This is a genomic window from Vibrio sp. SCSIO 43153, from assembly GCF_023716625.1.
Lineage (GTDB): Bacteria > Pseudomonadota > Gammaproteobacteria > Enterobacterales > Vibrionaceae > Vibrio > Vibrio rotiferianus.
The window spans coordinates 2,887,839-2,910,195 of record NZ_CP071855.1 but is presented as its reverse complement, the minus strand read 5'-3'; the positions used below and the strand labels follow the sequence as shown (position 1 = coordinate 2,910,195).

At 44.3% G+C, this 22,357-nt stretch carries 21 protein-coding genes and 1 tRNA gene; 13 read left to right on the top strand and 9 right to left on the bottom strand.

Annotated elements, in window-relative coordinates:
- Nucleotides 1–6: 6 nt before the first annotated feature.
- The 3 genes from J4N37_RS13895 to arcA all read right to left on the bottom strand — a co-directional run bounded on the left by J4N37_RS13895 (nucleotide 7) and on the right by arcA (nucleotide 2,584).
- On the bottom strand, nucleotides 7–102 hold the full coding sequence (locus J4N37_RS13895) for a hypothetical protein (RefSeq protein WP_010450401.1): 96 nt from the start codon (nucleotides 100–102) through the stop codon (nucleotides 7–9).
- A 99-nt stretch (nucleotides 103–201) separates the two neighbouring features.
- Nucleotides 202–1,206, bottom strand: a complete 1,005-nt coding sequence (gene argF, locus J4N37_RS13890; RefSeq protein WP_010450399.1) for an ornithine carbamoyltransferase — start codon at nucleotides 1,204–1,206, stop codon at nucleotides 202–204.
- 157 nt (nucleotides 1,207–1,363) lie between these two features.
- Entirely contained in the window at nucleotides 1,364–2,584 is a 1,221-nt protein-coding gene (gene arcA, locus J4N37_RS13885) for an arginine deiminase (RefSeq protein ID WP_252041201.1), read from the bottom strand.
- A 584-nt stretch (nucleotides 2,585–3,168) separates the two neighbouring features.
- On the opposite strand from arcA, the gene rraB reads away from it, so the two are divergent.
- Both rraB and J4N37_RS13875 read left to right on the top strand, forming a co-directional pair.
- On the top strand, nucleotides 3,169–3,585 hold the full coding sequence (gene rraB / locus J4N37_RS13880) for a ribonuclease E inhibitor RraB (RefSeq protein WP_005432867.1): 417 nt from the start codon (nucleotides 3,169–3,171) through the stop codon (nucleotides 3,583–3,585).
- 150 nt (nucleotides 3,586–3,735) lie between these two features.
- Entirely contained in the window at nucleotides 3,736–4,536 is an 801-nt protein-coding gene (locus J4N37_RS13875; RefSeq protein ID WP_252041199.1) for a glycosyl hydrolase 2 galactose-binding domain-containing protein, read from the top strand.
- 16 nt (nucleotides 4,537–4,552) lie between these two features.
- On the opposite strand, the gene J4N37_RS13870 is transcribed toward J4N37_RS13875, so the two are convergent.
- From J4N37_RS13870 to pepA, 5 genes are all read right to left on the bottom strand, one after another.
- Complete coding sequence (locus J4N37_RS13870; protein WP_252041197.1) at nucleotides 4,553–5,458, bottom strand: bifunctional helix-turn-helix transcriptional regulator/GNAT family N-acetyltransferase; 906 nt, start codon at nucleotides 5,456–5,458, stop codon at nucleotides 4,553–4,555.
- Between the two features lie 115 nt (nucleotides 5,459–5,573).
- Entirely contained in the window at nucleotides 5,574–5,972 is a 399-nt protein-coding gene (locus J4N37_RS13865) for a DUF2061 domain-containing protein (RefSeq protein WP_005441986.1), read from the bottom strand.
- 226 nt (nucleotides 5,973–6,198) lie between these two features.
- Nucleotides 6,199–9,057 carry a valine--tRNA ligase gene (locus J4N37_RS13860; RefSeq protein WP_252041195.1) on the bottom strand — a complete coding sequence of 953 codons (2,859 nt, stop codon included), beginning with the start codon at nucleotides 9,055–9,057 and terminating at the stop codon, nucleotides 6,199–6,201.
- Between the two features lie 94 nt (nucleotides 9,058–9,151).
- Nucleotides 9,152–9,601 (bottom strand): DNA polymerase III subunit chi, encoded by a 450-nt coding sequence (locus tag J4N37_RS13855; RefSeq protein ID WP_071236297.1) that lies wholly within the window; start codon nucleotides 9,599–9,601, stop codon nucleotides 9,152–9,154.
- 115 nt (nucleotides 9,602–9,716) lie between these two features.
- Nucleotides 9,717–11,225 carry a leucyl aminopeptidase gene (pepA, locus tag J4N37_RS13850; protein ID WP_010450385.1) on the bottom strand — a complete coding sequence of 503 codons (1,509 nt, stop codon included), beginning with the start codon at nucleotides 11,223–11,225 and terminating at the stop codon, nucleotides 9,717–9,719.
- Nucleotides 11,226–11,425: 200 nt separating this feature from the next.
- Here pepA and lptF point away from each other — a divergent pair, with 200 nt between their 5' ends.
- Together lptF and lptG are read left to right on the top strand one after the other, a co-directional pair.
- Nucleotides 11,426–12,526, top strand: a complete 1,101-nt coding sequence (gene lptF / locus J4N37_RS13845) for an LPS export ABC transporter permease LptF (RefSeq protein ID WP_252041193.1) — start codon at nucleotides 11,426–11,428, stop codon at nucleotides 12,524–12,526.
- A gap of 3 nt (nucleotides 12,527–12,529) precedes the next feature.
- Complete coding sequence (lptG, locus tag J4N37_RS13840; RefSeq protein WP_045391621.1) at nucleotides 12,530–13,600, top strand: LPS export ABC transporter permease LptG; 1,071 nt, start codon at nucleotides 12,530–12,532, stop codon at nucleotides 13,598–13,600.
- 73 nt (nucleotides 13,601–13,673) lie between these two features.
- Here lptG and J4N37_RS13835 read toward each other — a convergent pair whose 3' ends face one another.
- Nucleotides 13,674–14,153 carry an RDD family protein gene (locus J4N37_RS13835; RefSeq protein ID WP_010450380.1) on the bottom strand — a complete coding sequence of 160 codons (480 nt, stop codon included), beginning with the start codon at nucleotides 14,151–14,153 and terminating at the stop codon, nucleotides 13,674–13,676.
- 236 nt (nucleotides 14,154–14,389) lie between these two features.
- Here J4N37_RS13835 and J4N37_RS13830 point away from each other — a divergent pair, with 236 nt between their 5' ends.
- The 9 genes from J4N37_RS13830 to J4N37_RS13790 all read left to right on the top strand — a co-directional run bounded on the left by J4N37_RS13830 (nucleotide 14,390) and on the right by J4N37_RS13790 (nucleotide 22,279).
- Nucleotides 14,390–15,055 carry an SDR family NAD(P)-dependent oxidoreductase gene (locus tag J4N37_RS13830; protein ID WP_252041191.1) on the top strand — a complete coding sequence of 222 codons (666 nt, stop codon included), beginning with the start codon at nucleotides 14,390–14,392 and terminating at the stop codon, nucleotides 15,053–15,055.
- 157 nt (nucleotides 15,056–15,212) lie between these two features.
- Nucleotides 15,213–15,297: transfer RNA gene (locus tag J4N37_RS13825), tRNA-Leu, on the top strand.
- Nucleotides 15,298–15,782: 485 nt separating this feature from the next.
- On the top strand, nucleotides 15,783–16,577 hold the full coding sequence (locus J4N37_RS13820) for a hypothetical protein (protein ID WP_252041189.1): 795 nt from the start codon (nucleotides 15,783–15,785) through the stop codon (nucleotides 16,575–16,577).
- Nucleotides 16,578–16,983: 406 nt separating this feature from the next.
- Entirely contained in the window at nucleotides 16,984–17,289 is a 306-nt protein-coding gene (locus J4N37_RS13815; protein ID WP_005448803.1) for a PTS sugar transporter subunit IIB, read from the top strand.
- 88 nt (nucleotides 17,290–17,377) lie between these two features.
- Nucleotides 17,378–18,712: a PTS sugar transporter subunit IIC gene (locus J4N37_RS13810; RefSeq protein WP_010450374.1), complete on the top strand. Its 1,335-nt coding sequence runs from the start codon at nucleotides 17,378–17,380 to the stop codon at nucleotides 18,710–18,712.
- Nucleotides 18,713–18,759: 47 nt separating this feature from the next.
- A complete protein-coding gene (locus tag J4N37_RS13805; protein WP_252041187.1) occupies nucleotides 18,760–19,071 on the top strand; it encodes a PTS lactose/cellobiose transporter subunit IIA in 312 nt (103 codons plus the stop codon).
- Nucleotides 19,072–19,081: 10 nt separating this feature from the next.
- Nucleotides 19,082–20,404, top strand: a complete 1,323-nt coding sequence (locus J4N37_RS13800) for a 6-phospho-beta-glucosidase (RefSeq protein WP_252041184.1) — start codon at nucleotides 19,082–19,084, stop codon at nucleotides 20,402–20,404.
- Nucleotides 20,405–20,421: 17 nt separating this feature from the next.
- Nucleotides 20,422–21,177, top strand: a complete 756-nt coding sequence (gene chbG, locus J4N37_RS13795; RefSeq protein WP_252041182.1) for a chitin disaccharide deacetylase — start codon at nucleotides 20,422–20,424, stop codon at nucleotides 21,175–21,177.
- Nucleotides 21,178–21,280: 103 nt separating this feature from the next.
- Nucleotides 21,281–22,279 carry a LacI family DNA-binding transcriptional regulator gene (locus J4N37_RS13790; RefSeq protein WP_252041181.1) on the top strand — a complete coding sequence of 333 codons (999 nt, stop codon included), beginning with the start codon at nucleotides 21,281–21,283 and terminating at the stop codon, nucleotides 22,277–22,279.
- Nucleotides 22,280–22,357: the final 78 nt, after the last annotated feature.

The window sequence follows — 22,357 nt, the reverse complement described above, 5'->3', positions numbered from 1 at the left end:
GAGGTTTTAAAATTCAATAGAATTAACAAAAATAACCGCACGTAAGCGTAGTCGCTTAGCTAGAGCAAATCGCGTTTTTACGTCAGCAATCAGCTTGGTCATTTCGTAATCCTCAGACAAATTGCCGAGGATTATACGCTTAACTTTCGTGAGCGCAAGCGATTACATCATGGTTTTTGTTACCATTTCTAATGCTTTGGTTTAGCTACCTAGTGTCGCTACCATCACGGCTTTAATGGTATGCATTCGGTTCTCAGCTTCATCAAACACGATTGAGTATTCTGATTCAAACACTTCTTCTGTTACCTCTAAACCATTCATGCCGTATTTTTCTGCCACCTCTTTGCCCACTGTGGTTTCGTCGTTGTGGAAAGCAGGCAGGCAGTGCATGAATTTCACGTGAGGATTGCCTGTTTGCTTAATCACGTCCATATTAATTTGGTATGGCGTCATAAGTGCAACACGCTCGTCCCAAGCATTGGCGGACTCGCCCATGGAAACCCAAACATCGGTGTAGAGGAAGTCGCAACCTTTTACGCCTTCTTCGACACTTTCAGTTAAAGTGATTTTCGCACCGGTTTGTTGAGCAATCGCTTGGCAAGTCGCGACTAATTCTTCTTCTGGCCAGAATGCTTTTGGCGCCACGAGACGAATGTCCATGCCGACTTTGGCGGCTCCGACCATGAGAGAGTTGCCCATGTTGTTACGTGCATCACCCAGATAGGCAAAGGTCATCTCATGCAGTTGTTTACCACGTCCGTGTTCTTGCATGGTGAGGAAATCCGCCAGTATTTGTGTAGGATGAAACTCATCAGTCAAGCCATTCCATACTGGAACACCTGCGTAAGCCCCTAGCTCTTCCACAATAGACTGACCAAATCCGCGGTATTCGATGCCATCATACATGCGACCAAGAACTCGAGCCGTGTCTTTCATTGATTCCTTATGACCGATCTGCGAGCCAGAAGGGCCGATGTAAGAGACTTGAGCGCCTTGATCAAAAGCAGCGACTTCAAACGCACATCGGGTACGAGTAGAAGATTTCTCAAAGATTAGTGCAATGTTTTTGCCTTGAAGTTTCTTCTGCTCTGTCCCTGCATATTTAGCTTTTTTTAGCTCAGCAGACAGTTCGAGCAAAAAGAGAATTTCTTTTGTGGAGAAATCCAATAGCTTCAAAAAGTTGCGATGATGTAGATTGAAAGCCATAGCTCGTCCTTTAGGTCGTTTGGTTGATAAGTAATAAAACCATTAAAGCATGAAAATGCTATATATGTGAATAATTATTTTAAAGTAAAGCAAAAAAAGGTTGATGCATTCACATCAACCTTAGTCTTTATTGGTTTTATTTGGTGAGAGAGATTTCTCAAATATCGTCACGTTCGATTGGGCAACTCATACAACGTGCACCACCACGACCGCGACCAAGCTCGTTACCCGGAATGGTCAGGACTTCAATGCCAGCTTTGTCATACTTTTCGTTAGTGTAGACGTTACGTTCGTAACCAATCACAACACCAGGTTTCACTGTTAGTACGTTGTTGGCATCGTTCCATTGCTCACGCTCAGCTTCATAGCTGTCACCACCAGTGGTAATGATCTTCAGTTGGTCTAACCCCAGTGCCGATTCAATTGCGTGCAGATAGTTGTGTGATGCTTCGACATGCATTTCCCCATTGCCTTTTGGTGTTAGGCGCCATGTGTCTAAATCTTTACGCATGATCTCTGGGTATACCGAGAAAGTATCGACATCCATATGCGTCATTACCGTATCAAGGTGCATGCATGAACGGTGTTTCGGTAGGTCGATGGCAATGACTTCTTTCGCCTGACCGGATTTGAATAGGCTCGCCGCTAGGTTTTCTACACCCTGTGGAGTTGTACGCTCAGACATGCCAATCAGAACCGCACCCTTACCGATAACCAGAACATCACCGCCTTCAACGTTGGCATTGTCGTAGTGTTGGTCTTCATCGCCAAAGTAGTTTATGAAGTTTTGCCCAGCAAAGGTTGGGTGCCAACGGTAAATCGCGCGCAGGTGGTTGGTTTCGCGCTGACGTGCAGGCATCATCATTGGGTTGAGTGATACACCACCGTAAACCCAGCATGAAGTATCGCGAGTGAATAGGTGGTTAGGTAAAGGTTCGATAACGAAGTCTAGAGAACGCTTCATTTTCGGTAGCATCGATGAAGATTTGATTGGCAGTTCCGAGTAAGCCAATCCGCCAAGAAGAATACTGGCCAGGTGTTCATCGTCCATCTCTGCTAAGTACTGGCGCAGGTCGCGAGCGAAGGTCGGACCGTAACGGAAGTCAGAAATCTGAGTGTTTAACAACCATTGTTTTGCTTCTGGAACCGCAAGGGTTTCGACTAGTAGATCATGAAGCAGTAACACCTCAACACCTTGCTCACTTAGAGTCCGAGCGAATGCATCGTGTTCTTCACCTGCAGCTTCGACTGCCAATACGTCATCAAATAGTAATTCATGGCAGTTTGATGGTGTTAAGTGGGTGAGGGCACGCTCTGGGCGATTTAATAGAACTCGTCTAAGTTGACCTACTTCTGATCCAACGTACAGCTTGCTCATTTTGTATCCTTACAAATATTCCAGCCGTTAGTTATGACAAGCTTGGTGCTAAGATGCAAGTTCCTTTGGTTGGCTTATATTTTGTAAAAATGTTGTTTTTTAGCTTTATATTTTGTAAATTTTAATTGGGCGCATTTTAATTCTATATTTTGCAGTTCATTCATAGCTTTTAGAAAGTGCGTTTTTATTCTTTTTAGTTTGGGGAAGAGAGGGTACATCAATAGTGCATAAAACGTGCATAACCATTCTGAAATATGCAGTTTTTAGCTTTTCTTTATTCGTTAGGCCAGAGTAACCGAGCTGTCACTGTATTCACTCCAAGATCATAAACACGCAAACAAGTCTAAAATTACTCGTTTAAGGCTCAATTAGGATCTTCTGAATATTAAAGATTACCCGTTTTTGTTAATTTTTTGTTTCTGTGAGCGGAGTTTCGATTTGCGAGTCAAAATTATCATCAAGAATCACCGTAGTTTGGTGTTTGTTTGTGGCTTTTCATCGCAATCCGTGCCATATTTCACCGCATTAACGTACTCAGTTTAGAGTATAGTGTTTCCATCAAGTAACTAATCTGGAGCCAAAACATGTCTCACGAAGATGAATATCTATCAGTAGAAGAATTAATTGAGATTCAAAAGGAAGAGACTCGCGATATCATTGCAGCATTGCTAGAAGATGGCAGCGATCCAGATTCACTATACGAAATCGAGCACCACCTATTTGCTGAAGACTTTGACACACTAGAGAAAGCGGTTGTTGAAGCGTTTAAGATGGGCTTTGAAGTTCTTGAAGCTGAAGAAACAGAAGATGAAGATGGCAACAAACTACTTTGCTGTGATGCAACAATGGAATCTGCACTAAACGCAGAAGCAATTGATGCACAGGTTGAGAAATTGGTTCATCTTGCAGAAAAATACGACATCATCTACGACGGTTGGGGTACTTACTACGAAGGCGAAGATGCGCTTTACCCTGAAGAAGATGATGAAGACGAAGAGTAATCAGCTCATTTATATTAAGAAGCCAGCGTTGATCGCTGGTTTTTTTGTGCCTTGAAAATGATAACCGCTGGTGAGGATAAATAATTCTCATTGAGTTTGTGTGCTTATTATCTCTATAATGCGTGAAAATTGATCTAGCTCAAGGTAACTATGCAACTCTCACTCGCCGGTTTATGGCAAGTCTCTCCACTGACGGACCTTTCTATCCCACAGGATGACATTACTTTCCCTGCTCCTTTGAGTCATGTATTGCCTGCTGAACTGACTGAAGACGTGATTCGTCAGCAAGAGTGGCATCTGATGCACGACATTGAAGTAGATGAATCCATGATGGCATTCCCAGCGGTAGAAATGGTGTTGGGTGGTGTGGATTACCATGCTGAAGTGCGTTTAAACGGGGTAGCATTGTTCGACTGTGACGGTTCACAAAGCATGTACAAAAAAGACATTCGTCCGTTCATGCAGATGGGGCGTAACCGTTTTGAGATCCTGTTCCTTGAGGAAGAAGAAGATCTTCTGCTGGATGAGGATAAACCAGAGTTGTGCTCACTTGCGGATCATGAATACCAAAAGAGTGATGAGCGCTTGGGGGTATGGCAAGAGCCGTATCTGCAGTTTATTCGCAATGTGCGTTTAGACCGTGTAGCAACCGAGCAGATTTGGCACCACGGTGGTGGTTGTGAGTTTAAGGTGGATTTGTACTACCAAACTTTTGCGCCGGGTCTAGTATCGGCATCGGTTAAGTTTAATGGCATGACTTACCATATTCCTATTGATGTCCGAGCGGATCATGCGAGTGCTTTATTCCAGATCGAAGCGCCAAAGTATGCCGATCTTAATGATCCCGATCCAAAAGATCTCTACGAACTCGTGGTGGAGTTGGATGGGCAACGCCAAGCATTTACAGTGGCGCTTAGCCAAGAGCTCTGTGTTACCCATCTTGTACTTTAAGTTTGGGGATAAAATTCTATAACGTTTTAAGCATCACGACTTCACATGCATCATGCCCTGTTTGTCCAAGCGGGGCATCGAGATGCTCAAAGCCTAGCTTTTCATACAAGCCTACCGCTTCTCTTAGACATTCTGTCGTTTCTAAATAGCACTGCTGATACCCAAACTGTTTCGCTAGCTGTAAGCTCAATGCGACGATGCGTTTAGCTAAGCCGTGCCCTCGTGTTTGAGGCAAGAAGTACATCTTTTGTAGCTCACACACATTTGGCTCACCAGCTAAAGGTGCAAAGCCGCCGCCACCCACAATCTCGCCTTGGTATTCGACTACCCAGTAGGCTGCGCCTTGCTGGTCGTAAACCGAGTACATGTCATCAAGCGTTGGATCTGCCACACCATAACCTTTGTCTGCGGTTAAACCATATTCTGCAGAGACTTTACGAATCACGTCTGCAACTCGTGAGTTATCTGCTTTGGTAAGAGGTCGAAGAACGTATTCCTCAGCCTGACACACTTTCGTTAGCCCTTTTAGGTAAGTCTCTAAACCAAGTTTGAGTTGCTCTTGCTCGCTGTCATCGAGTTGGGTAAGCAGTTGTTCAAAGAATCTGTTTTGCTGTTGGTCTAGTTGCGATAACGCCTGCTGACCTTGCTTTGTAAGCGCTACGAGTTGGCTACGTTTGTCTTTTGGGTTTTCGATGCTCTCAACCAAACCTAGTTTAATCAAACCGGTAACGGTGCGGCTTGCATTGGATTTGTCGACATTGAGTTGTTGTGCCAGTTGATTGATGGTCAACGGCTGCAATTGGATTTCACCTAATGCGTGCGCTTGCACAGGAGTGAGAGCGACATCGCCGCATTGTTTATCGAGCATACCAAGCAATCGGACGGCTTGACGGGAGTAGTGTCGGAGTTGACGAGCATTCATTATCACTTACCTCTAAAAATAAAGTTGCGCACCGCAATTAAATTAATTGCGGTACGCAACTTTGTCAATGGTAAATGTCATTTTGTTCGTTAGGAGGCGTATTGAGCCTCCATGTTTAAGCGTGTTGGTGTAGGCAGAACTGTGGGGCTTGGCTATCTGATTTACGCATCCATACTTTCTCGTGGAAGTAGTAAGCCACTGTGTTCAAGCTTGGCTCTAGCATCGCCATGATACCGCCGACAAACGCATCACCTGTTAGCAAGTAAACCACACTAAAGGCAACACTGAAGTGGATGGTGGCAAAGCTTGCGGTTTTTAATTTGGTCATCCACTGACGAGCTTTAAGCGCTGGGACTTTTGCCCATGCCTTTTCATGAAAGTAGAAAGCGACGGTGTTCACTGAAGGCTCAATCATGGCAATTAAACTACCAATTAGAATGTCGCCAGTAAGCACGTAAGCGACACTAAACGCGATAGTAAAATGGAGTGCTGCAAAGGTTAGTGTCTTTTTCATGATAATTACTCAATCGTTGTGTTGTTTCGATAGGTCTATTATTGAGAATTATTATCATTAAATCTAATGGGCAGTTAAGATTAGTTTGATAGGTAAAAACTATTAAATAGGAGGGAAAGTAGGAGAGAAGAGCGAATATCTTTGAAAGCTTTCCGAGCGATAAAATGCAAAAAGGGTTGATGCTTTCACACCAACCCTTTGATTCTTTTACTCTAGTCTTTAGAGATTAAAGTGCAGCGATCGTTGTCTTCTGCTCTTCTAGCTTAGCTAGCGTCTCTTTGTAGCCTTCAAGTTTCTCACGCTCTTTAGCAACAACTGCTTCAGGAGCTTTCGCTACGAAGCCTTCGTTACCTAATTTGCCTTCGATACGCTTGATTTCGCCGTGAGTTTTCTTGATTTCGCCATCCAGACGAGCAAGTTCAGCGTCTTTGTCGATCAGACCCGCCATTGGGATCATCAGCTCAGACTTCGCAACCAATGCTGTCGCACACGCTGGCGTTTCTTCGTCAGCAGCAAGTACGCGTACAGATTCTAGTTTCGCTAGAGACATCAGTACTTGTTTGTTTGCTTCTAGACGCGCAGCGTCTTCTGCGTTTGCAGCTTTCAGCATAACGTCAAGCGGCTTACCTGGGTTGATGTCGTATTCAGCACGTAGGTTACGGATGCTGGTAATGAACGCTTTCACCCATTCAATATCGTCTAGCGCTTCTTGGTTGAAGTTTGCTTCGTCGAATTGAGGCAGTGCTTGAAGCATGATTGTCTCACCTTCTACACCTTCAACTAGTGGCTTGATGCTTTGCCAGATAGTTTCAGTGATGTAAGGAATCACTGGGTGAGCCAGACGTAGAGTCTTCTCAAGAACCGTGATTAGTGTACGGCGAGTACCACGTTGTTGCGCTTCAGTACCTTTCCATAGAACTGGTTTAGTTAGCTCTAGGTACCAGTCACAGAATTGGTTCCAGATGAATTCGTAAAGCGTGTTAGACGCCATATCTAGACGGAAGTTGTCGATATGGTTGTTGAACGCTTTCGCTGCAAGTTCAAACTGAGACTCGATCCACTTATCCGCTAGTGAGTATTCAATTTCACCACCGTTGAAGCCACAATCTTGCTCTTCTGTGTTCATCATTACGTAACGGCTCGCGTTCCATAGCTTGTTACAGAAGTTGCGGTAACCCTCAAGACGCTTCATATCCCAGTTGATATCGCGACCTGTTGATGCCATTGCTGCAAGAGTGAAACGTAGCGCGTCTGTACCGTATGCTTCGATACCATTTTCAAACGTCTTACGAGTGTTCTTCTCGATTTTCTTCGCTAGCTGAGGCTGCATCATGTTGCCACAACGCTTCTCTACTAGAGACTCTAGGTCGATACCATCGATCATGTCGATTGGGTCAAGTACGTTACCTTTCGACTTAGACATCTTGTCGCCGTTTTCGTCACGGATTAGACCAGTAACGTAAACCGTCTTAAATGGTACTTGTGGTTTGCCGTTTTCGTCTTTCACGAAGTGCATGGTCATCATGATCATGCGTGCAACCCAGAAGAAGATGATGTCGAAACCAGTCACTAGTACGTCTGAAGGGTGGAATACTTTCAGATCGTCAGTTTGCTCAGGCCAACCTTGAGTACCGAACGTCCATAGTGCAGAAGAGAACCATGTATCCAGTACGTCTTCGTCTTGGTGAAGCTCAATGACTGACTCTAGGTTGTTGTTCTTACGAACTTCTTCTTCGTCACGACCTACGTAAACATTACCTTGGTTGTCGTACCAAGCTGGGATGCGGTGACCCCACCATAGCTGACGAGAGATACACCAGTCTTGAACGTCACGCATCCAAGAGAAGTACATGTTTTCGTATTGCTTAGGAACGAATTGGATGTCGCCGTTTTCTACTGCTTCAACCGCTGTTTTCGCTAGAGGTGCAGTACGTACGTACCATTGGTCAGTTAGCATTGGTTCGATAACCACGCCACCACGGTCGCCGTAAGGAACTTGTAGATCGTGATCTTTCACTTCTTCAAGTAGACCTAGCTCGTCGAATTCAGCAACGATAGCTTTACGAGCGGCAAAACGCTCCATACCGTGGTACTTAGCTGGTAGCTCAGTGCTGTATGCGTCGCTTGCTTCGCCGTTAGTGTTGAATACTTCAGAAGCGTCACGGATGTTCGCGTCGAAAGTCAGAATGTTGATCATTGGTAGCTGGTGGCGCTTACCAACTTCGTAGTCGTTGAAGTCGTGCGCAGGTGTGATTTTCACACAGCCAGTACCTTTTTCCATATCTGCGTGCTCATCGCCCACGATTGGGATGCGACGATCAACAATAGGAAGGATGATTTCTTTACCGATAAGATCTTTGTAACGTGGATCTTCTGGGTTAACCGCAACACCAGTATCGCCTAGCATAGTCTCTGGACGAGTGGTTGCAACAACGATGTAGTCTTTGCTATCCGCTGTTTTAACGCCATCCGCTAGTGGGTAGCGGAAGTGCCACATGTTGCCTTTGGTGTCTTTGTTCTCTACTTCTAGATCTGAAATCGCTGTGTGTAGCTTTGGATCCCAGTTAACTAGACGCTTACCGCGGTAGATTAGGTCGTCTTCGTATAGACGTACGAACACTTCTTGAACCGCGTTAGATAGACCATCGTCCATCGTAAAGCGCTCACGATCCCAGTCTACAGATGCGCCAAGACGACGAAGCTGCTTAGTGATAGTACCGCCAGATTCGCCTTTCCATTCCCAGATTTTGTCGATGAAAGCTTCACGACCGTAATCGTGTTTTGTTTTGCCTTCTTCTGCAGCGATCTTACGCTCAACAACCATCTGAGTTGCGATACCTGCGTGGTCAGTACCTACTTGCCAAAGAGTGTTCTTGCCCTTCATGCGCTCACAACGGATAAGAGTATCCATGATCGTGTCTTGGAACGCGTGGCCCATATGTAGGCTACCAGTGACGTTCGGTGGCGGGATCATGATGCTGTAAGCTTCTTTAGTAGTGTCACCGTGTGGCTTGAAGTAGCCTTTTTCTTCCCAAGTCTGATACAGAGCTTGTTCGATTGAAGTTGGGTTGTATGTCTTTTCCATAGCGCTCTTTTAATGGATACGTTGATGGTTGAATCTAAGTCAATCTTTATAAGTGAACTCTCTGAGTGGAGAGCTTAACTATAAGGATTGACCGTTAAGGATATTGAATTTCGATCGTTTGCAGTTGATAACCTGCCTGACGGTAAATTTTATACCTTTCTCTTGCGAGCTGTTTAGCTTTTTCTTCGCAAGGCACGAAGTCTACCACTTGAGCAAACTTGTTCGCAAAGGTTGTCTCATTTTCCGCCAAATTAATTACTAACTGACGATTCCAATTCGGCTTTACGCCGTTATGGCCGATCTCAATATTGGTGGCGTATTTCGGTCCTTCGCCTACGAGATTATGTGCCATGAACTTATCTGCATCAATTTGCCAAAAGGTTTCGGCGAGTTGTTCAGCGTGCGGTTTATCTTCGCAATTCAAGTACACTTTTGCGCCTTGGCGAGCAAAGTGCTGAGCCAAAAACACGATGTATTCTTCAAAGCCAGCCGCGGTTGCTTGCGGGCTATCTTCTTTAATGATGTAGAAAGTTGCAGTTTGCATCATTCTCTCGCTTGCCGTTGGTCTCATCCTAAGACCATCATAAGTCCCATTTTCAATTAAGAAAATCGAGGTAATAAAAAAGGGCCTTGCGGCCCTTTTAGATTTTGTTCAGAAATTACTCTTCTGTCTCTTGGCCGCTGCGGTTCAAAAGGAATTGGACAAGCATTGAGACAGGACGGCCCGTTGAGCCTTTCGCTGCGCCTGATTTCCACGCAGTACCTGCGATATCGACGTGTGCCCAGTTGTACTTCTTAGCAAACTTAGACAGGAAGCAACCCGCAGTGATAGTGCCAGCAGGACGACCACCGATATTTGCCATGTCAGCAAATGGGCTCTTCAACTGCTCGTGGTATTCGTCTGCCATTGGTAGACGCCAAGCACGGTCACTCGCTTGCTCAGAAGCGTTTACTAGCTCATGAGAAAGTGGGTTGTGGTTAGAGATTACGCCGCTGATATGGTGGCCTAGTGCGATAACACAAGCACCAGTTAGCGTTGCAACGTCAACTACGCAGTCTGGTTCGAAACGCTCTACGTAAGTCAGTGCGTCACAAAGAACAAGACGACCTTCCGCATCCGTGTTCAGTACTTCTACGGTTTGACCAGACATGGTTGTTAGGATGTCACCAGGACGGTAAGCGTTGCTGCCAGGCATGTTTTCACAGCCTGCTAGGACACCAATAACGTTGATTGGTAGGTTTAGCTTCGCTAGCGCTTTCATTGTACCGAATACAGATGCCGCACCACACATGTCGTACTTCATCTCATCCATACCTTCACCAGGTTTGAGAGAGATACCGCCTGAATCGAACGTCAGACCTTTACCAACTAGTACGATAGGTTTTGCTTCTGACTCTGGGTTACCTTTGTATTCGATAATCGACATCATTGATTCGTTTTTCGAACCACGACCTACTGCTAGGTAAGATGTCATGCCCAGTTTTTCCATCTCTTGTTCACCAATGATCTTGGTGGTTACTGTTTCGTAGTCGTCAGCAAGGCGACGAGCTTGAGATGCAAGGTAAGCTGGGTTTGCAACGTTTGGTGGCATGTTGCCAAGATCTTTTGATGCTTTTACACCAGAAGAAATGGCTAGACCGTGAGTGATTGCTTTTTCACCTAGGTTCAGTTCACGACGTGTCGGTACGTTGAACACTAACTTACGTAGTGGGCGACGGGTTTCCGGCTTAACGCTCTTGAACTGGTTAAATGTGTAAAGACCATCTTTAGTCGCTTCAACAGCTTGACGTACTTTCCAGTACGTATCGCGACCTTTAACGTGCAGTTCAGTTAGGAAACATACTGCTTCCATAGAACCTGTTTCGTTAAGTGTGCTGATCGTCTTTTGAATGATTTCCTTGTACTGGCGCTCGCCTAGCTCACGTTCTTTACCACAACCTACGAGTAGAACGCGCTCTGACAAAACACCTGGTACTTGATGCAGTAGCAGCATCTGACCAGGTTTACCCTCTAGATCACCACGGCGAAGTAGTGAACTGATGTAACCGTCACTGATTTTATCAAGTTGCTCGGCTACTGGAGAAAGGCGACGTGGTTCAAACACACCAACAACGATACATGCGCTACGTTGTTTCTCTGGACTGCCACTTTTAACACTGAACTCCATGCGTACTCCTACATCCTGAAGACAAATTGCTCTAAATGTTAGATAATGATCGCTTACTTGTTGAATTTAAGCTCAGGTCTTACCAATAGAGCTGATTTAAGCGCTAACATCTAGTTTATAATTTTTAAAAAAATAAATGGTTCAACGGGAAACTATAGTGATTCGACCAAAAAAACAAGTTTTGTATAGGTAATTTGAGCGTGATTATTGTTAGATATTTGATCCGCGAAACACTCAAGAGTCAATTTGCGATCTTTTTCGTACTTTTTTTGGTGTTTGTGAGCCAGAAGTTTATCAGTGTTCTTGCCGATGCTTCAGACGGAGACATCCCAGCAGGATTAATTTTTTCTATTGTTGGCTTAAACATGCCAGCGATGGGGTTATTAATGCTGCCTTTGAGTTTGTATATCGGCATATTGATCACTTTTGGCCGCTTATACGCAGAGAGTGAAATTGTGGTAATGAATGCGACGGGGATTGGGAATAAATTTTTGATCCAGGCCGCCTTGTCTTTAGCTGTCATTACGTCAAGCGTTGCTGCTTTTAACTCGTTGTGGTTGTCCCCTTGGTCTCAAGACAAAGTAGAGTCTCTCCTAGAACAAGTTGCTTCTGAAAATAGCGTTGATTTGCTCAAGAAAGGACAATTCCAAGGTACGCCTGATGGGTCTTCAGTTGTTTTTATTGATGATATAAGAGACAACGAGCTTAAGCATGTGTTCGTGGCTCAAATGCGTCCAAGAGACTCGATCTTACCAAGCGTGATTTTTTCGACCTCAGGGGTTGTGAAAGAGCTATCAGATGGCCGTCAGGTTATTACCATGCAAGATGGGACGCGTTATGAAGGCGTGCCAACTCGTGTTGAGTATATGGTAACAAAGTTTGATGAGTACGAAGGCCTAATCGGTCAGAGGGAAGTAAAACACAAAGGTCGAGATTGGGAGGCCTTTGCTACAGTAGATTTGATTGGTCATCCTAGTCGCCATGCCCAAGCCGAATTGCAATGGCGTATTTCGCTATTTGTATGTATTCCACTTTTGACCATGTTAGTCATTCCCTTGTCTGCGGTGAACCCACGTCAAGGGCGATTTGCCAAAATGGGTCCAGCTATATTGATTTACCTAGCTTACTTCTTAGCTATGAGTGCAACAAAGTCGGCAATTGAGGATGGCTCTTTACCTACATATGTTGGTATGTGGCCCATTAATATAATGCTACTTATAGTCGCTGTTATGGCAAACATGATGGACAGTGTGTCTGTCAGAAAAGTTAAAGATAAATTCCGCAAGAAGAGGCTCGTGTAAGCTGTGTTTAAAATTCTAGACCTTTACATAGGTAGAACAATTATTTCTACAACAGCCTTGGTTTTAGCGACCTTCGTTGGCCTCTCAGGGATAATCAAATACGTAGAACAATTGCGAAAAGTAGGAAAGGGTGCTTATGACTTACTTCATGCATTGTATTTTGTCCTACTAAGTGTGCCTAGAGACATTGAAATGTTTTTCCCTATGGCAGCTTTATTGGGGGCATTGATTGGTTTAGGTATGCTGGCATCAAGTTCTGAACTGGTTGTTATGCAAGCATCGGGTTTCTCTAAGTTGGATATCGGTCTATCGGTGCTTAAAACTGCGGTGCCATTGATGCTTATCGTGATGACGCTCGGTCAGTGGGGAGCCCCTGAAGCTCAGAAAATGGCACGAGACTTACGCTCATTTGCGCTGTCTGGAGGGAGTATTGTCTCTGTACGAGCCGGCGTATGGGCAAAAGATGCGAATGACTTCATCTTTATTGGTAAAGTCGAAGATGAAAAGCTGTACGGCTTGAATATGTGGCGTTTTGATGACGATAAGAATCTTGAAAAAGTGATCTTTTCTGAAGAAGTTGATTATCAAAATAACAATAATTGGCTAATGCACAATGTTCAAATTACTGATATGCAGAATGAAAATGTCATTTCTAAGCGTCAAGTGGAACAGATGGAGTGGCATACCTCATTGGCGCCAGACAAACTGGCAGTCGTAACGGTGAAGCCAGAAGAGCTTTCTCTAAGTGGTTTGTATGATTACGTAACGTATTTGAAAGCCTCAGAGCAGGACGCCTCGCGGTATGAGTTGGCATTTTGGCGTAAGTTATCTCAGCCGCTGTCTATTGCAGTTATGATGCTGATGGCGTTGTCGTTTGTCTTTGGGCCGTTACGTAGTGTTACCATGGGCGCAAGGGTACTCTCAGGCGTGGTAGCGGGTTTTACTTTCTATATATCCAGTGAGTTCTTTGGACCACTTACCTTGGTATATGGCATACCGCCTGTATTCGGCGCACTAGCGCCAAGCTTGGTGTTCCTAGCCATTGCAGTATCTTTGCTAAGAAGAAAACTGTAGGTTTTCAAAAGCGATAAATATGAAAAAGGAAGGCACCGTGCCTTCCTTTTTTTATTCTACTTTTGCCACTAAGCTATTTTGCTTTAGGCAAGACCACGACTTCAGTTTTTGCCCAAATATCGTGGAAACCACGTTTTTGAGGGTCAATTGGCACCGTTAGGTTAGCCAGACCAAAACCAGATGTCGCTATACGAATAAGAGCCTGTGTCACTGTAATTGGTGCACCATCTTTGCTATTACGTACTTGTATCTTCCAAGCTCGCATACCTAAGGTTTGCCCCGCACGAGTCCAGAAGAACACAAAAAAGTAGATCCATACCACAGCAAGATACAGCGTGAACAATGGGCTTAATACCGGATGCTTTCCTAGCATATCTGCTGCATCCACATATTCTCCATAGCTCAGCAATCCTGCCGCGTTCAGCGCAAAGACAATCGCCATTACTACACCTGCCGCCATCATCTCAATCGCAAGGATAATCAGTGTGTCGTAAAACAACGCTGCGAGTCGACGGAAAAAACCCGCTGGTGGAAGAGTTGTAGAAGTAGTCATAATTCCATTACTTACCTTTAAAATCGTGCGTCAGAATATAGATTCCGTCCGCCGGTGAAAAGAGAGCTAACGCACAGAGTCTCTAATTGTAAACAAATCACGTGTTCAAAGTGACTTTATCGTGACTCACAAAGTAATCCAGTTCAAAGTTCGTATCATGCAAACTGTGAAACCGTCAAACATGCGTTACCTTGCTTAGTAAAGAAGATTACGAATGACATAGTTAGAGGTACAAGATGATCGTAATTACTGGCGCAAGCAGTGGCTTAGGAGCTCAACTGGCCAAATTGTATGATGCTCAAGGTAAAGAAACCCTGCTAATAGGGCGTAGTGAAAAGAAGTTAGATACGCTGGCTCAACATCTCTCAAACAAAGCTCAGACGAGAAGCTGCGATCTTATCGACGCATATCAAGTTGAGCGTTTGTTTGATGAGTTGCCTCAAACGCCCTCGACTCTGATTCATTGTGCTGGAAGTGGTTATTTTGGTTTGTTAGCAGAGCAAGACCCGCAAGAGATTAAAAAGCTAATTGAAAATAATCTCACTTCGGCGATTCATGTCCTGAGAGAGTTAGTAAAGCGCTATCAAGATCAACCAATCAGCGTCGTGATGGTGATGTCTACAGCTGCACAGTTACCAAAGGCACAAGAATCGACTTATTGTGCAGTAAAGTGGGCAGTAAAAGGTTTGATTGAGTCCGTTCGTATGGAGCTAAAAGGCAAACCGATGAAGATTATCGCTGTTTATCCTGGCGGTATGGCAACGGAGTTTTGGGAGACTAGTGGTAAATCACTAGATACTAGCGGTTTTATGAGTGCAGGTGATGCTGCGAAGATGATTCATGATGCACTCTCTAGCGTTGGCAATGGTTATGTTTCGGATATTACCGTTAACCGCTTATAAGGGCTGAGCAGTTTGTAGGGTTAGCTAAGCTAAGATCTTCTTTGTCACAGTTTGTGGCGAAATTATCAGCAAACGATAGTTATTAAAGGTTTTTCTGCTTGCGTAGGTCAAAAGCTTCCGTATAATGCCAACCATCAAAGGGCGATAGCCTAGAGATGCCGGTGTGGTGAAATTGGTATACACGACGGATTCAAAATCCGTTGCCTTCGGGCGTGGCGGTTCAAGTCCGCCCACCGGTACCATATTCTAAGACAGAGCCTCGACGAAAGTCGGGGCTTTGTTGTATCTGGGTTTTGTGAATTCAAATCCAGCGTGGCGGCAGGAGTGCGTGTCCAATCAAGTCACCCACCGGTACCATATTCCAAGACAGAGACTCAACGAAAGTCGGGGCTTTGTTGTATCTGGGTTTTGTGAATTCAAATCCAGCGTGGCGGCAGGAGTGCCTGTCCAATCAAGTCGCCCACCGGTACCATATTCCAAGACAAAGCCTCGACGAAAGTCGGGGCTTTGTTGTATCTGGAGTTTGTGAATTCAAACCCAGCGTGGCAGCAGGCGCCTTGTCCGGTTGAATGTCCCCTAATTGTTCGTCCATCAGAACCATATTGCAAAGGTGACTTTTGTGTTAGTACTGGTATTTGTTGATTCGAATCATATTACTTTATAAATCATACAATTATCATTAAAGAATAAATAAAAAGTATAGTTAACTAATAAATGTGGTTGTTTTATGAATGGTAAGTATTTAGCAGTGTTTGCGTCTGGCGTTGTTGTATTGGCTGGTTGTGGAGGAGGAGATGGTGGTTCAGCACCAACGACTGTTGGTGGAGATGAGTTTGCTAGCCTGGTTAAAGAAACAAACTTTGTGCAAGGTTTCCCTAGTCTATACAGTGATTATCTAGATGGCCAAAAATTGGTTCAGAATGGAACGGTGAGGTTTGATACGACTAACCAGATACCGCTTTACTATGTTTCTTTAGAAGGAACACAACCACCAACTGCCGTCGTTGAAGCCGTAAACCAAATCGAAAGCCGCTTGGGGAATATTTTTACTGATTTTCACCTTCTGACAGATGATCTCAGTGGCTACAGAGATCTCTCTTTTCCCACTGAGAACCGCGGGAACTATACGTATAGTGAAGCAAGCTTTAAAAACGCTCATGGGATTATTGGGGGCTTAGTTTTTTCCCAAGGAACCGCATACTATAGTACTGAGTGGGCGAACGATCCGCAGGAAATGTGTGGGAATGCATCGATAGGGCCATATACTGGTAATTTGAGTTTGGTGGTTAATCCTGCAGCACATACTTATAGTGCTAGTTCTTTATTGTGGGTGAATATGGGAAATGGGCAGTGCAGCTGGGATTACCAAATGGCCAAGCATGAGATGGCGCATGCAATGGGGATGTTCTCCCACCTTGATGGTTACTTTGGGCTTTGGAGTGAAACCGCAATGGACATTCTAGCAACGCTATACAGCAACTCTGCTGGTACGCCTTTTAATGAATTACAGAAAGCGAACTAAAGTTTACTCATACTAAAACCTGCCAGAACTATCATAGTCAGTAAAGTAGAGCCAAAGGTCATAGAGTTAACTCTGCCACCTTTGGCTTTTTTTAGCACATAACTAAATCATTCTTTAGCTTAATGTTTATTGGTAGTTTAAATAAAAATCTAATGATGATTTATTCCTTTTTATACTCCGATATAAATTTATTTTTAATAGATAATCTTCACCAAAATTCTTATTGAGCTCAGTTTTTCTTACTCGATAAAGATGAGGTTGAATTTCGTTAAATAACGAAATGACACACTTTTTATATTGAAAATGGGATCTTGTTCATACTCAACGCAACCGGTTGCGCTTTTTTGTGTTGGTTATTTTTGCTACAGTTTTTGTAGGTTGAAATTTACACAACGGGAGTAAGGCCATGAAAAAAATTCTTTTATGCTGCAGCGCAGGGATGTCGACCAGTATGCTTGTGAAGAAAATGGAGCAAGCTGCTGAAAAGCAAGGGCTTGAGTGCAAGATTGATGCGTTATCGGTAAACGCATTTGATGAAGCGATCAAAGAGTACGATGTGTGTTTGCTTGGTCCTCAGGTGCGATTCCAACTAGAAGAATTGCGTAAAACCGCACAAGAGCACGGTAAAAATATTGATGCTATTTCTCCACAAGCTTATGGAATGATGAAAGGCGAAGAAGTATTACAACAAGCATTAGAACTGATTAACTAATTCAATAACTTTAAATAGAAAGAAGAATATTCACTAAATATAAATATTTGGTGCGGGATTCTTTTGTCTAAAAATAAGGATAGACTCTATGAAGCTTTATGATGCGATTATAGGAATAGTCGAAAAGCATATAGCCCCTATTGCGGCAAAAGTGGGAAATCAACCCCATGTTAGAGCAATGAGAGACGGATTTATTGTGGCAATGCCGTTTATTATTGTTGGTAGTTTTATCTTAATTTTTGCTTTCCCACCATTTGCTGAAGACACCACATTTACACTCGGGCGAGTTTGGTTAGACTTCGCCACCACACATTTCGACACCATTATGATGCCCTTTAATATGTCGATGGGGATCATGACTATATTTGTCTCGCTTGGGGTCGCCTATAGCTTGGCCAAAGCATACAAAATGGATGGGATCACCAGCGCGGTATTATCACTGATGAGCTTCCTTTTGGTTGCTGCTCCAGCTAAAGATGGAGCACTAGCTATGAAGCACATGGGCGGTACCGGAATCTTTACCGCGGTAATGTGTGCTTTCTTTGCGGTTGAGCTTTACCGCTTTATGAAAAAGCACAACATTACGATCCGCATGCCAGAGCAAGTACCACCTGCAATCGCTCGTTCTTTCGAGGTCCTTTTGCCAGTACTCGCTATATTCCTAACCTTGTATCCGCTAAGTATTTTTGTTCAAACTCAATATGACATGCTGATCCCTGATGCGGTTATGGCGATGTTCAAACCACTGATCAGTGCATCGAATACCTTACCTGCAATCATTGGTGCATTGCTGGTGTGTCAGCTACTTTGGTTTGCTGGTATTCACGGTGCGGCGATTGTAGTTGGTCTTCTATCGCCAATCTTCCTTACCAACATCAGCGCTAACATTGATGCGTTTGTTGCGGGCCAACCAATTCCAAACGTATTCACCCAACCATTCTGGGATTTCTATATCTTTATTGGTGGTTCGGGCGCAACACTTGCACTAGTGATGCTGATGTCATTTAGCCGTTCCGCGCACCTTAAGAGTATCGGCCGAATGAGTGCTGTGCCGGGTTTCTTCCAAATCAATGAACCTGTGATTTTTGGTAGCCCAGTAGTAATGAACCCAATCCTGTTTATTCCCTTTGTATTTGCGCCAATCGTTAACGCAACTATTGCTTACTTTGCAGTACAGCTTGGCTTTGTGGGCATGGGGGTTGCGACTACACCTTGGACAACGCCTGCATTGATTGGTGCTTCATGGGGTAGTGGTTGGACGTTCTCACCAGTGCTGTTGGTGATTGGCCTACTGATTCTTGACCTCTTTATTTATCTGCCGTTCTTCAAGATGTTTGAGAAGCAGGTGATGGAACAAGAGTTACCTACGAGCAAAGAAAGTAAGGATGCTGAACAGCCATCTGGCGAAGGCGTGACTGCTTAATAGTAATTGGGCTGTCACATGGCAGCCCATGTTTCTGGAGAGAAGAGATGGAACAAGAATTAGTCGTAATGGAAATTATCTGTAATGCAGGTGAAGCCAGAAGTTTGAGCTATGAGGCATTGCGTTTATCGAGAGAGAAGGATTTTTCAGCCGCAGAGGAAAAGCTTTCTCAAGCAAGAGAGTGCATCAACAAAGCCCACCTGATTCAAACCCAACTAATTGAAGAAGATCAGGGTGAAGGAAAAGTGCCAATGACCTTGGTGATGGTACACGCTCAAGATCATTTGATGACGACAATCTTAGCGCAAGAAATAGCAGTGGAAATTGTCGCGTTGAATAAGCAGTTAGCAGAAAAATAAGGACGTCGCTATGCCAAGAAATGCAATCAAACTCGCCATTATCGGTGGTGGTAGTAGTTATACCCCAGAGCTTGTTGAAGGCGTAATAAAACGTTTAGAGTTCCTGCCTGTAAAGCAGATGCACTTTGTTGATATTGAATCGGGGGCGGAGAAGTTAGAGATCATTAAAGGCTTGGCGCAACGCATGGTTGACAAGGCGGGAGCAGATATTGAAATCAAAGCGAGCTTCGATCGCCGAGATGCGATTAAAGACGCCGATTTTGTCATGACCCAATTCCGTGTTGGTGGCTTGGCTGCACGAGCGAATGATGAGCGCATTCCGATTAAATATGACGTTATAGGCCAAGAAACAACAGGGCCTGGTGGTTTTGCCAAAGCGCTGCGTACCATTCCGGTTATTCTTGATATTTGTAAAGACATTGAAGAGTTAGCGCCTAATGCGTGGATGCTCAACTTTACTAACCCTGCGGGTTTGGTATCAGAAGCTGTCAGTAAATACACCAACGTAAAGAGCATTGGATTGTGTAACGTTCCGGTGTCTATGGAAATGATGATTGCTGAAATGATGGATTGCGAACCGAAAGAGCTTCAACTTGAGTTTGCAGGTTTGAACCATCTTGTTTGGGTATTGAAGGCGTGGCTTAAAGGCGAAGATATTACTCAAATCGTTCTGGAAAAAGTTGGGGATGGCGCAAACTTCAGTATGAAGAATATCTGGGAAGAACCGTGGGATCCGGCATTTCTTAAAGCGCTTGGAGCCATTCCTTGTCCTTATCATCGCTATTTCTATCAAACCGATGCGATGCTAGCAGAAGAAAAGCAGAGTGCGGGGGAGCAAGGCACGCGAGCAGAGCAAGTAATGGAGACGGAGAGTGCGTTATTTAAGCTGTATCAAGACCCGAACCTAGACCACAAACCAAAAGAGTTGGAAGAGCGAGGCGGTGCCTATTACTCAGATGCGTCATTAAACCTCGTCGACTCAATTTATAACAACCGTAACAGCATTCATGTAGTGAACGTGTTAAACAATGGGGCTATCAATGGTTTACCAGATGACGCTGTGATTGAGTGTAGTGCTGTGATCGGCAGTTGGGGAGCGAAGCCGCTTGCGGTTGGTGAACTATCAAGCAATGTCAAAGGCCTACTTCATCAAGTTAAAGCTTATGAGCAACTCGCTATCGAAGCTGCAGTTGAAGGAAGCTACGACAAAGCATTAATGGCGTTAACCAATAACCCACTTGTTCCAGATATTGGTCGAGCCAAATCCATATTGGATGAGATCTTAGCAGTGAACGCTCCTTATCTGCCTCAATTCAAATTAACAACGTTGTAGAGCGAGGAGACACGCCAATGAAAGTAATTTTTAATGCCGATGATTTTGGTTTAACACCCGGTGTGAATAAAGGCATTGTCGAAGCCCACCAACAAGGAGTGGTTCGTTCAACCACTATGATGGTGGGAATGGATGCTGAAGAACATGCTGTGGAATTGGCAAAGCAAAATCCGAACTTAAAGATTGGCGTGCACCTTCGTTTTACCACAGGCTCTCCGTTAACAGGGCATCCAAACCTGACCAATGGCCAGGCGCGATTTGTTAGTTATGATGAATTGTGGAAGAAACAGGACTTCGAAGAAGAGGTGGTCTACCAAGAGGCAATCGCTCAAGTCGAGGCATTTCTAAAATTGGGATTGTCTCTGAGTCATTTAGATAGCCATCATCATGCGCATACACACCCACAATTGCTTCCGGTGATTCGAAAGGTTGCTCAGAAATACAAAGTCCCTTTGCGTGGTAGCGGTTTGTGCCATATAGAGAACAGAGTGAATTATTACTTTACTGATGAATTCTATGATCAAGGGGTTAGTTTAGAAGGCATCATGAAGCATTTGTTGAGTTTGAAAGCCCAATATGATGTGGTTGAAGTTATGTGCCATCCAGCTGAAGCTGATCAGCCTCTTCTGCTGAAAAGCAGTTACGCCTTGCAGCGTGAGTTGGAACTTCAAGTGCTGACGTCTTCGGTTCTTCAACAAGAGCTCACTAAGCATGGTATGACTGTCACGGATTACTCGGCTCTTATTTCTCCAAGCAAAGTAGCCAGTGTATGATTAAGGCTGTCAGCATCGCCCCCTAAGCACCTTACGATTTGCTGGCAGCCACTTTTCGTATTGTCACCATTATCAAAACAAGCTGTTGGGATATATAAGCATTATGGCAAGGATTAAAGACGTCGCCGAACTCGCAGGAGTAAACCGCTCAACCGTTTCTCGCATTATTAATGGGGAGGGGAAGTTTCGTGAGGAAACAAGGAAGAAAGTTGAAGCTGCTATGGCGGAGCTAAACTATCGTCCTAGTGCAATCGCTCGCTCACTTGCCACCTCTTCTAGCAATATGGTCGGTCTTCTTGTGACCTACTACACCGGGGGATTCTTTGGTGAGATGATGGAACAAGTTCAGACTGAACTGGACACTCACAAGAAGTTCCTCATTACAGCGCAAGGACATCATTTAGCCGAAGGTGAGCGAGAGGCTATTCAACGATTTAGTGACCTTCGCTGCGATGGGTATGTGCTCCATAGCCGTTATCTTTCTGATGATGACTTACGTGAACTGGCTAAATTACCGACCCCCTTTGTGCTTTTAGATCGTCAAGTTGATGGTTTGGAAGATAGGTGTGTTACGTTCGATCATTTGAATGCAAGTCAAGTAGCGACTGAGCATCTGATAAAGCAAGGGCACAAGAATATTGGTTGCATATCTGGTCCTTCAAGTCGTCACAATAGTCTATTGCGTAGATTCGGTTACATAAACGCAATGAAAACGGCGGGTATAAGCGTGGATGACAGCTGGTGGGTCGAGGGTAATTATGGCCGTCAAAGTGGCTTTGCTGCAATGGAACAACTTATCCATCGTCATCCTGATATTACCGCAGTGTTTTCTTGCAGTGAGGAAATGACCTTTGGCGCAATGCAATACTTAAATAAAGAAGGGATAAAAGTACCAGATCAAATTTCATTGGTTAGTTTTGATAGCGTAGATCTTTGTTCAGGTTTGTATCCACCAGTATCAGCAGTTCACTTTCCTATCAGTGAAATGGCCCGCTCGGCAGTGCAGGCTCTTATGACTCAAATCACCCAACAAGCGAAAACGCGTTGTTGCCACTTTTCCGGTGAACTTAAATTAAGACAAGCAGATAGAGCATTCTTATAGATATTTTCTTACACAAAGCGCTCCAATCAGTGGCAGCTATGGATGATTTAATTTACAAAATCCACTACTATTAAAAAT

What these genes read in the sequence shown, in the direction of transcription:
- J4N37_RS13830 (WP_252041191.1), top strand. Translation starts at nt 14,390, where the DNA reads ATGATCGTAATTACTGGCGCAAGCAGTGGCTTAGGAGCTCAACTGGCC.
- J4N37_RS13860 (WP_252041195.1), bottom strand. Translation starts at nt 9,057, where the DNA reads ATGGAAAAGACATACAACCCAACTTCAATCGAACAAGCTCTGTATCAG.
- arcA (WP_252041201.1), bottom strand. Translation starts at nt 2,584, where the DNA reads ATGAGCAAGCTGTACGTTGGATCAGAAGTAGGTCAACTTAGACGAGTT.
- J4N37_RS13835 (WP_010450380.1), bottom strand. Translation starts at nt 14,153, where the DNA reads ATGACTACTTCTACAACTCTTCCACCAGCGGGTTTTTTCCGTCGACTC.
- J4N37_RS13805 (WP_252041187.1), top strand. Translation starts at nt 18,760, where the DNA reads ATGGAACAAGAATTAGTCGTAATGGAAATTATCTGTAATGCAGGTGAA.
- J4N37_RS13855 (WP_071236297.1), bottom strand. Translation starts at nt 9,601, where the DNA reads ATGCAAACTGCAACTTTCTACATCATTAAAGAAGATAGCCCGCAAGCA.
- J4N37_RS13870 (WP_252041197.1), bottom strand. Translation starts at nt 5,458, where the DNA reads ATGAATGCTCGTCAACTCCGACACTACTCCCGTCAAGCCGTCCGATTG.
- J4N37_RS13820 (WP_252041189.1), top strand. Translation starts at nt 15,783, where the DNA reads ATGAATGGTAAGTATTTAGCAGTGTTTGCGTCTGGCGTTGTTGTATTG.
- argF (WP_010450399.1), bottom strand. Translation starts at nt 1,206, where the DNA reads ATGGCTTTCAATCTACATCATCGCAACTTTTTGAAGCTATTGGATTTC.
- pepA (WP_010450385.1), bottom strand. Translation starts at nt 11,225, where the DNA reads ATGGAGTTCAGTGTTAAAAGTGGCAGTCCAGAGAAACAACGTAGCGCA.
- rraB (WP_005432867.1), top strand. Translation starts at nt 3,169, where the DNA reads ATGTCTCACGAAGATGAATATCTATCAGTAGAAGAATTAATTGAGATT.
- J4N37_RS13790 (WP_252041181.1), top strand. Translation starts at nt 21,281, where the DNA reads ATGGCAAGGATTAAAGACGTCGCCGAACTCGCAGGAGTAAACCGCTCA.
- J4N37_RS13875 (WP_252041199.1), top strand. Translation starts at nt 3,736, where the DNA reads ATGCAACTCTCACTCGCCGGTTTATGGCAAGTCTCTCCACTGACGGAC.
- J4N37_RS13810 (WP_010450374.1), top strand. Translation starts at nt 17,378, where the DNA reads ATGAAGCTTTATGATGCGATTATAGGAATAGTCGAAAAGCATATAGCC.
- chbG (WP_252041182.1), top strand. Translation starts at nt 20,422, where the DNA reads ATGAAAGTAATTTTTAATGCCGATGATTTTGGTTTAACACCCGGTGTG.
- J4N37_RS13865 (WP_005441986.1), bottom strand. Translation starts at nt 5,972, where the DNA reads ATGAAAAAGACACTAACCTTTGCAGCACTCCATTTTACTATCGCGTTT.
- J4N37_RS13895 (WP_010450401.1), bottom strand. Translation starts at nt 102, where the DNA reads ATGACCAAGCTGATTGCTGACGTAAAAACGCGATTTGCTCTAGCTAAG.
- J4N37_RS13815 (WP_005448803.1), top strand. Translation starts at nt 16,984, where the DNA reads ATGAAAAAAATTCTTTTATGCTGCAGCGCAGGGATGTCGACCAGTATG.
- J4N37_RS13800 (WP_252041184.1), top strand. Translation starts at nt 19,082, where the DNA reads ATGCCAAGAAATGCAATCAAACTCGCCATTATCGGTGGTGGTAGTAGT.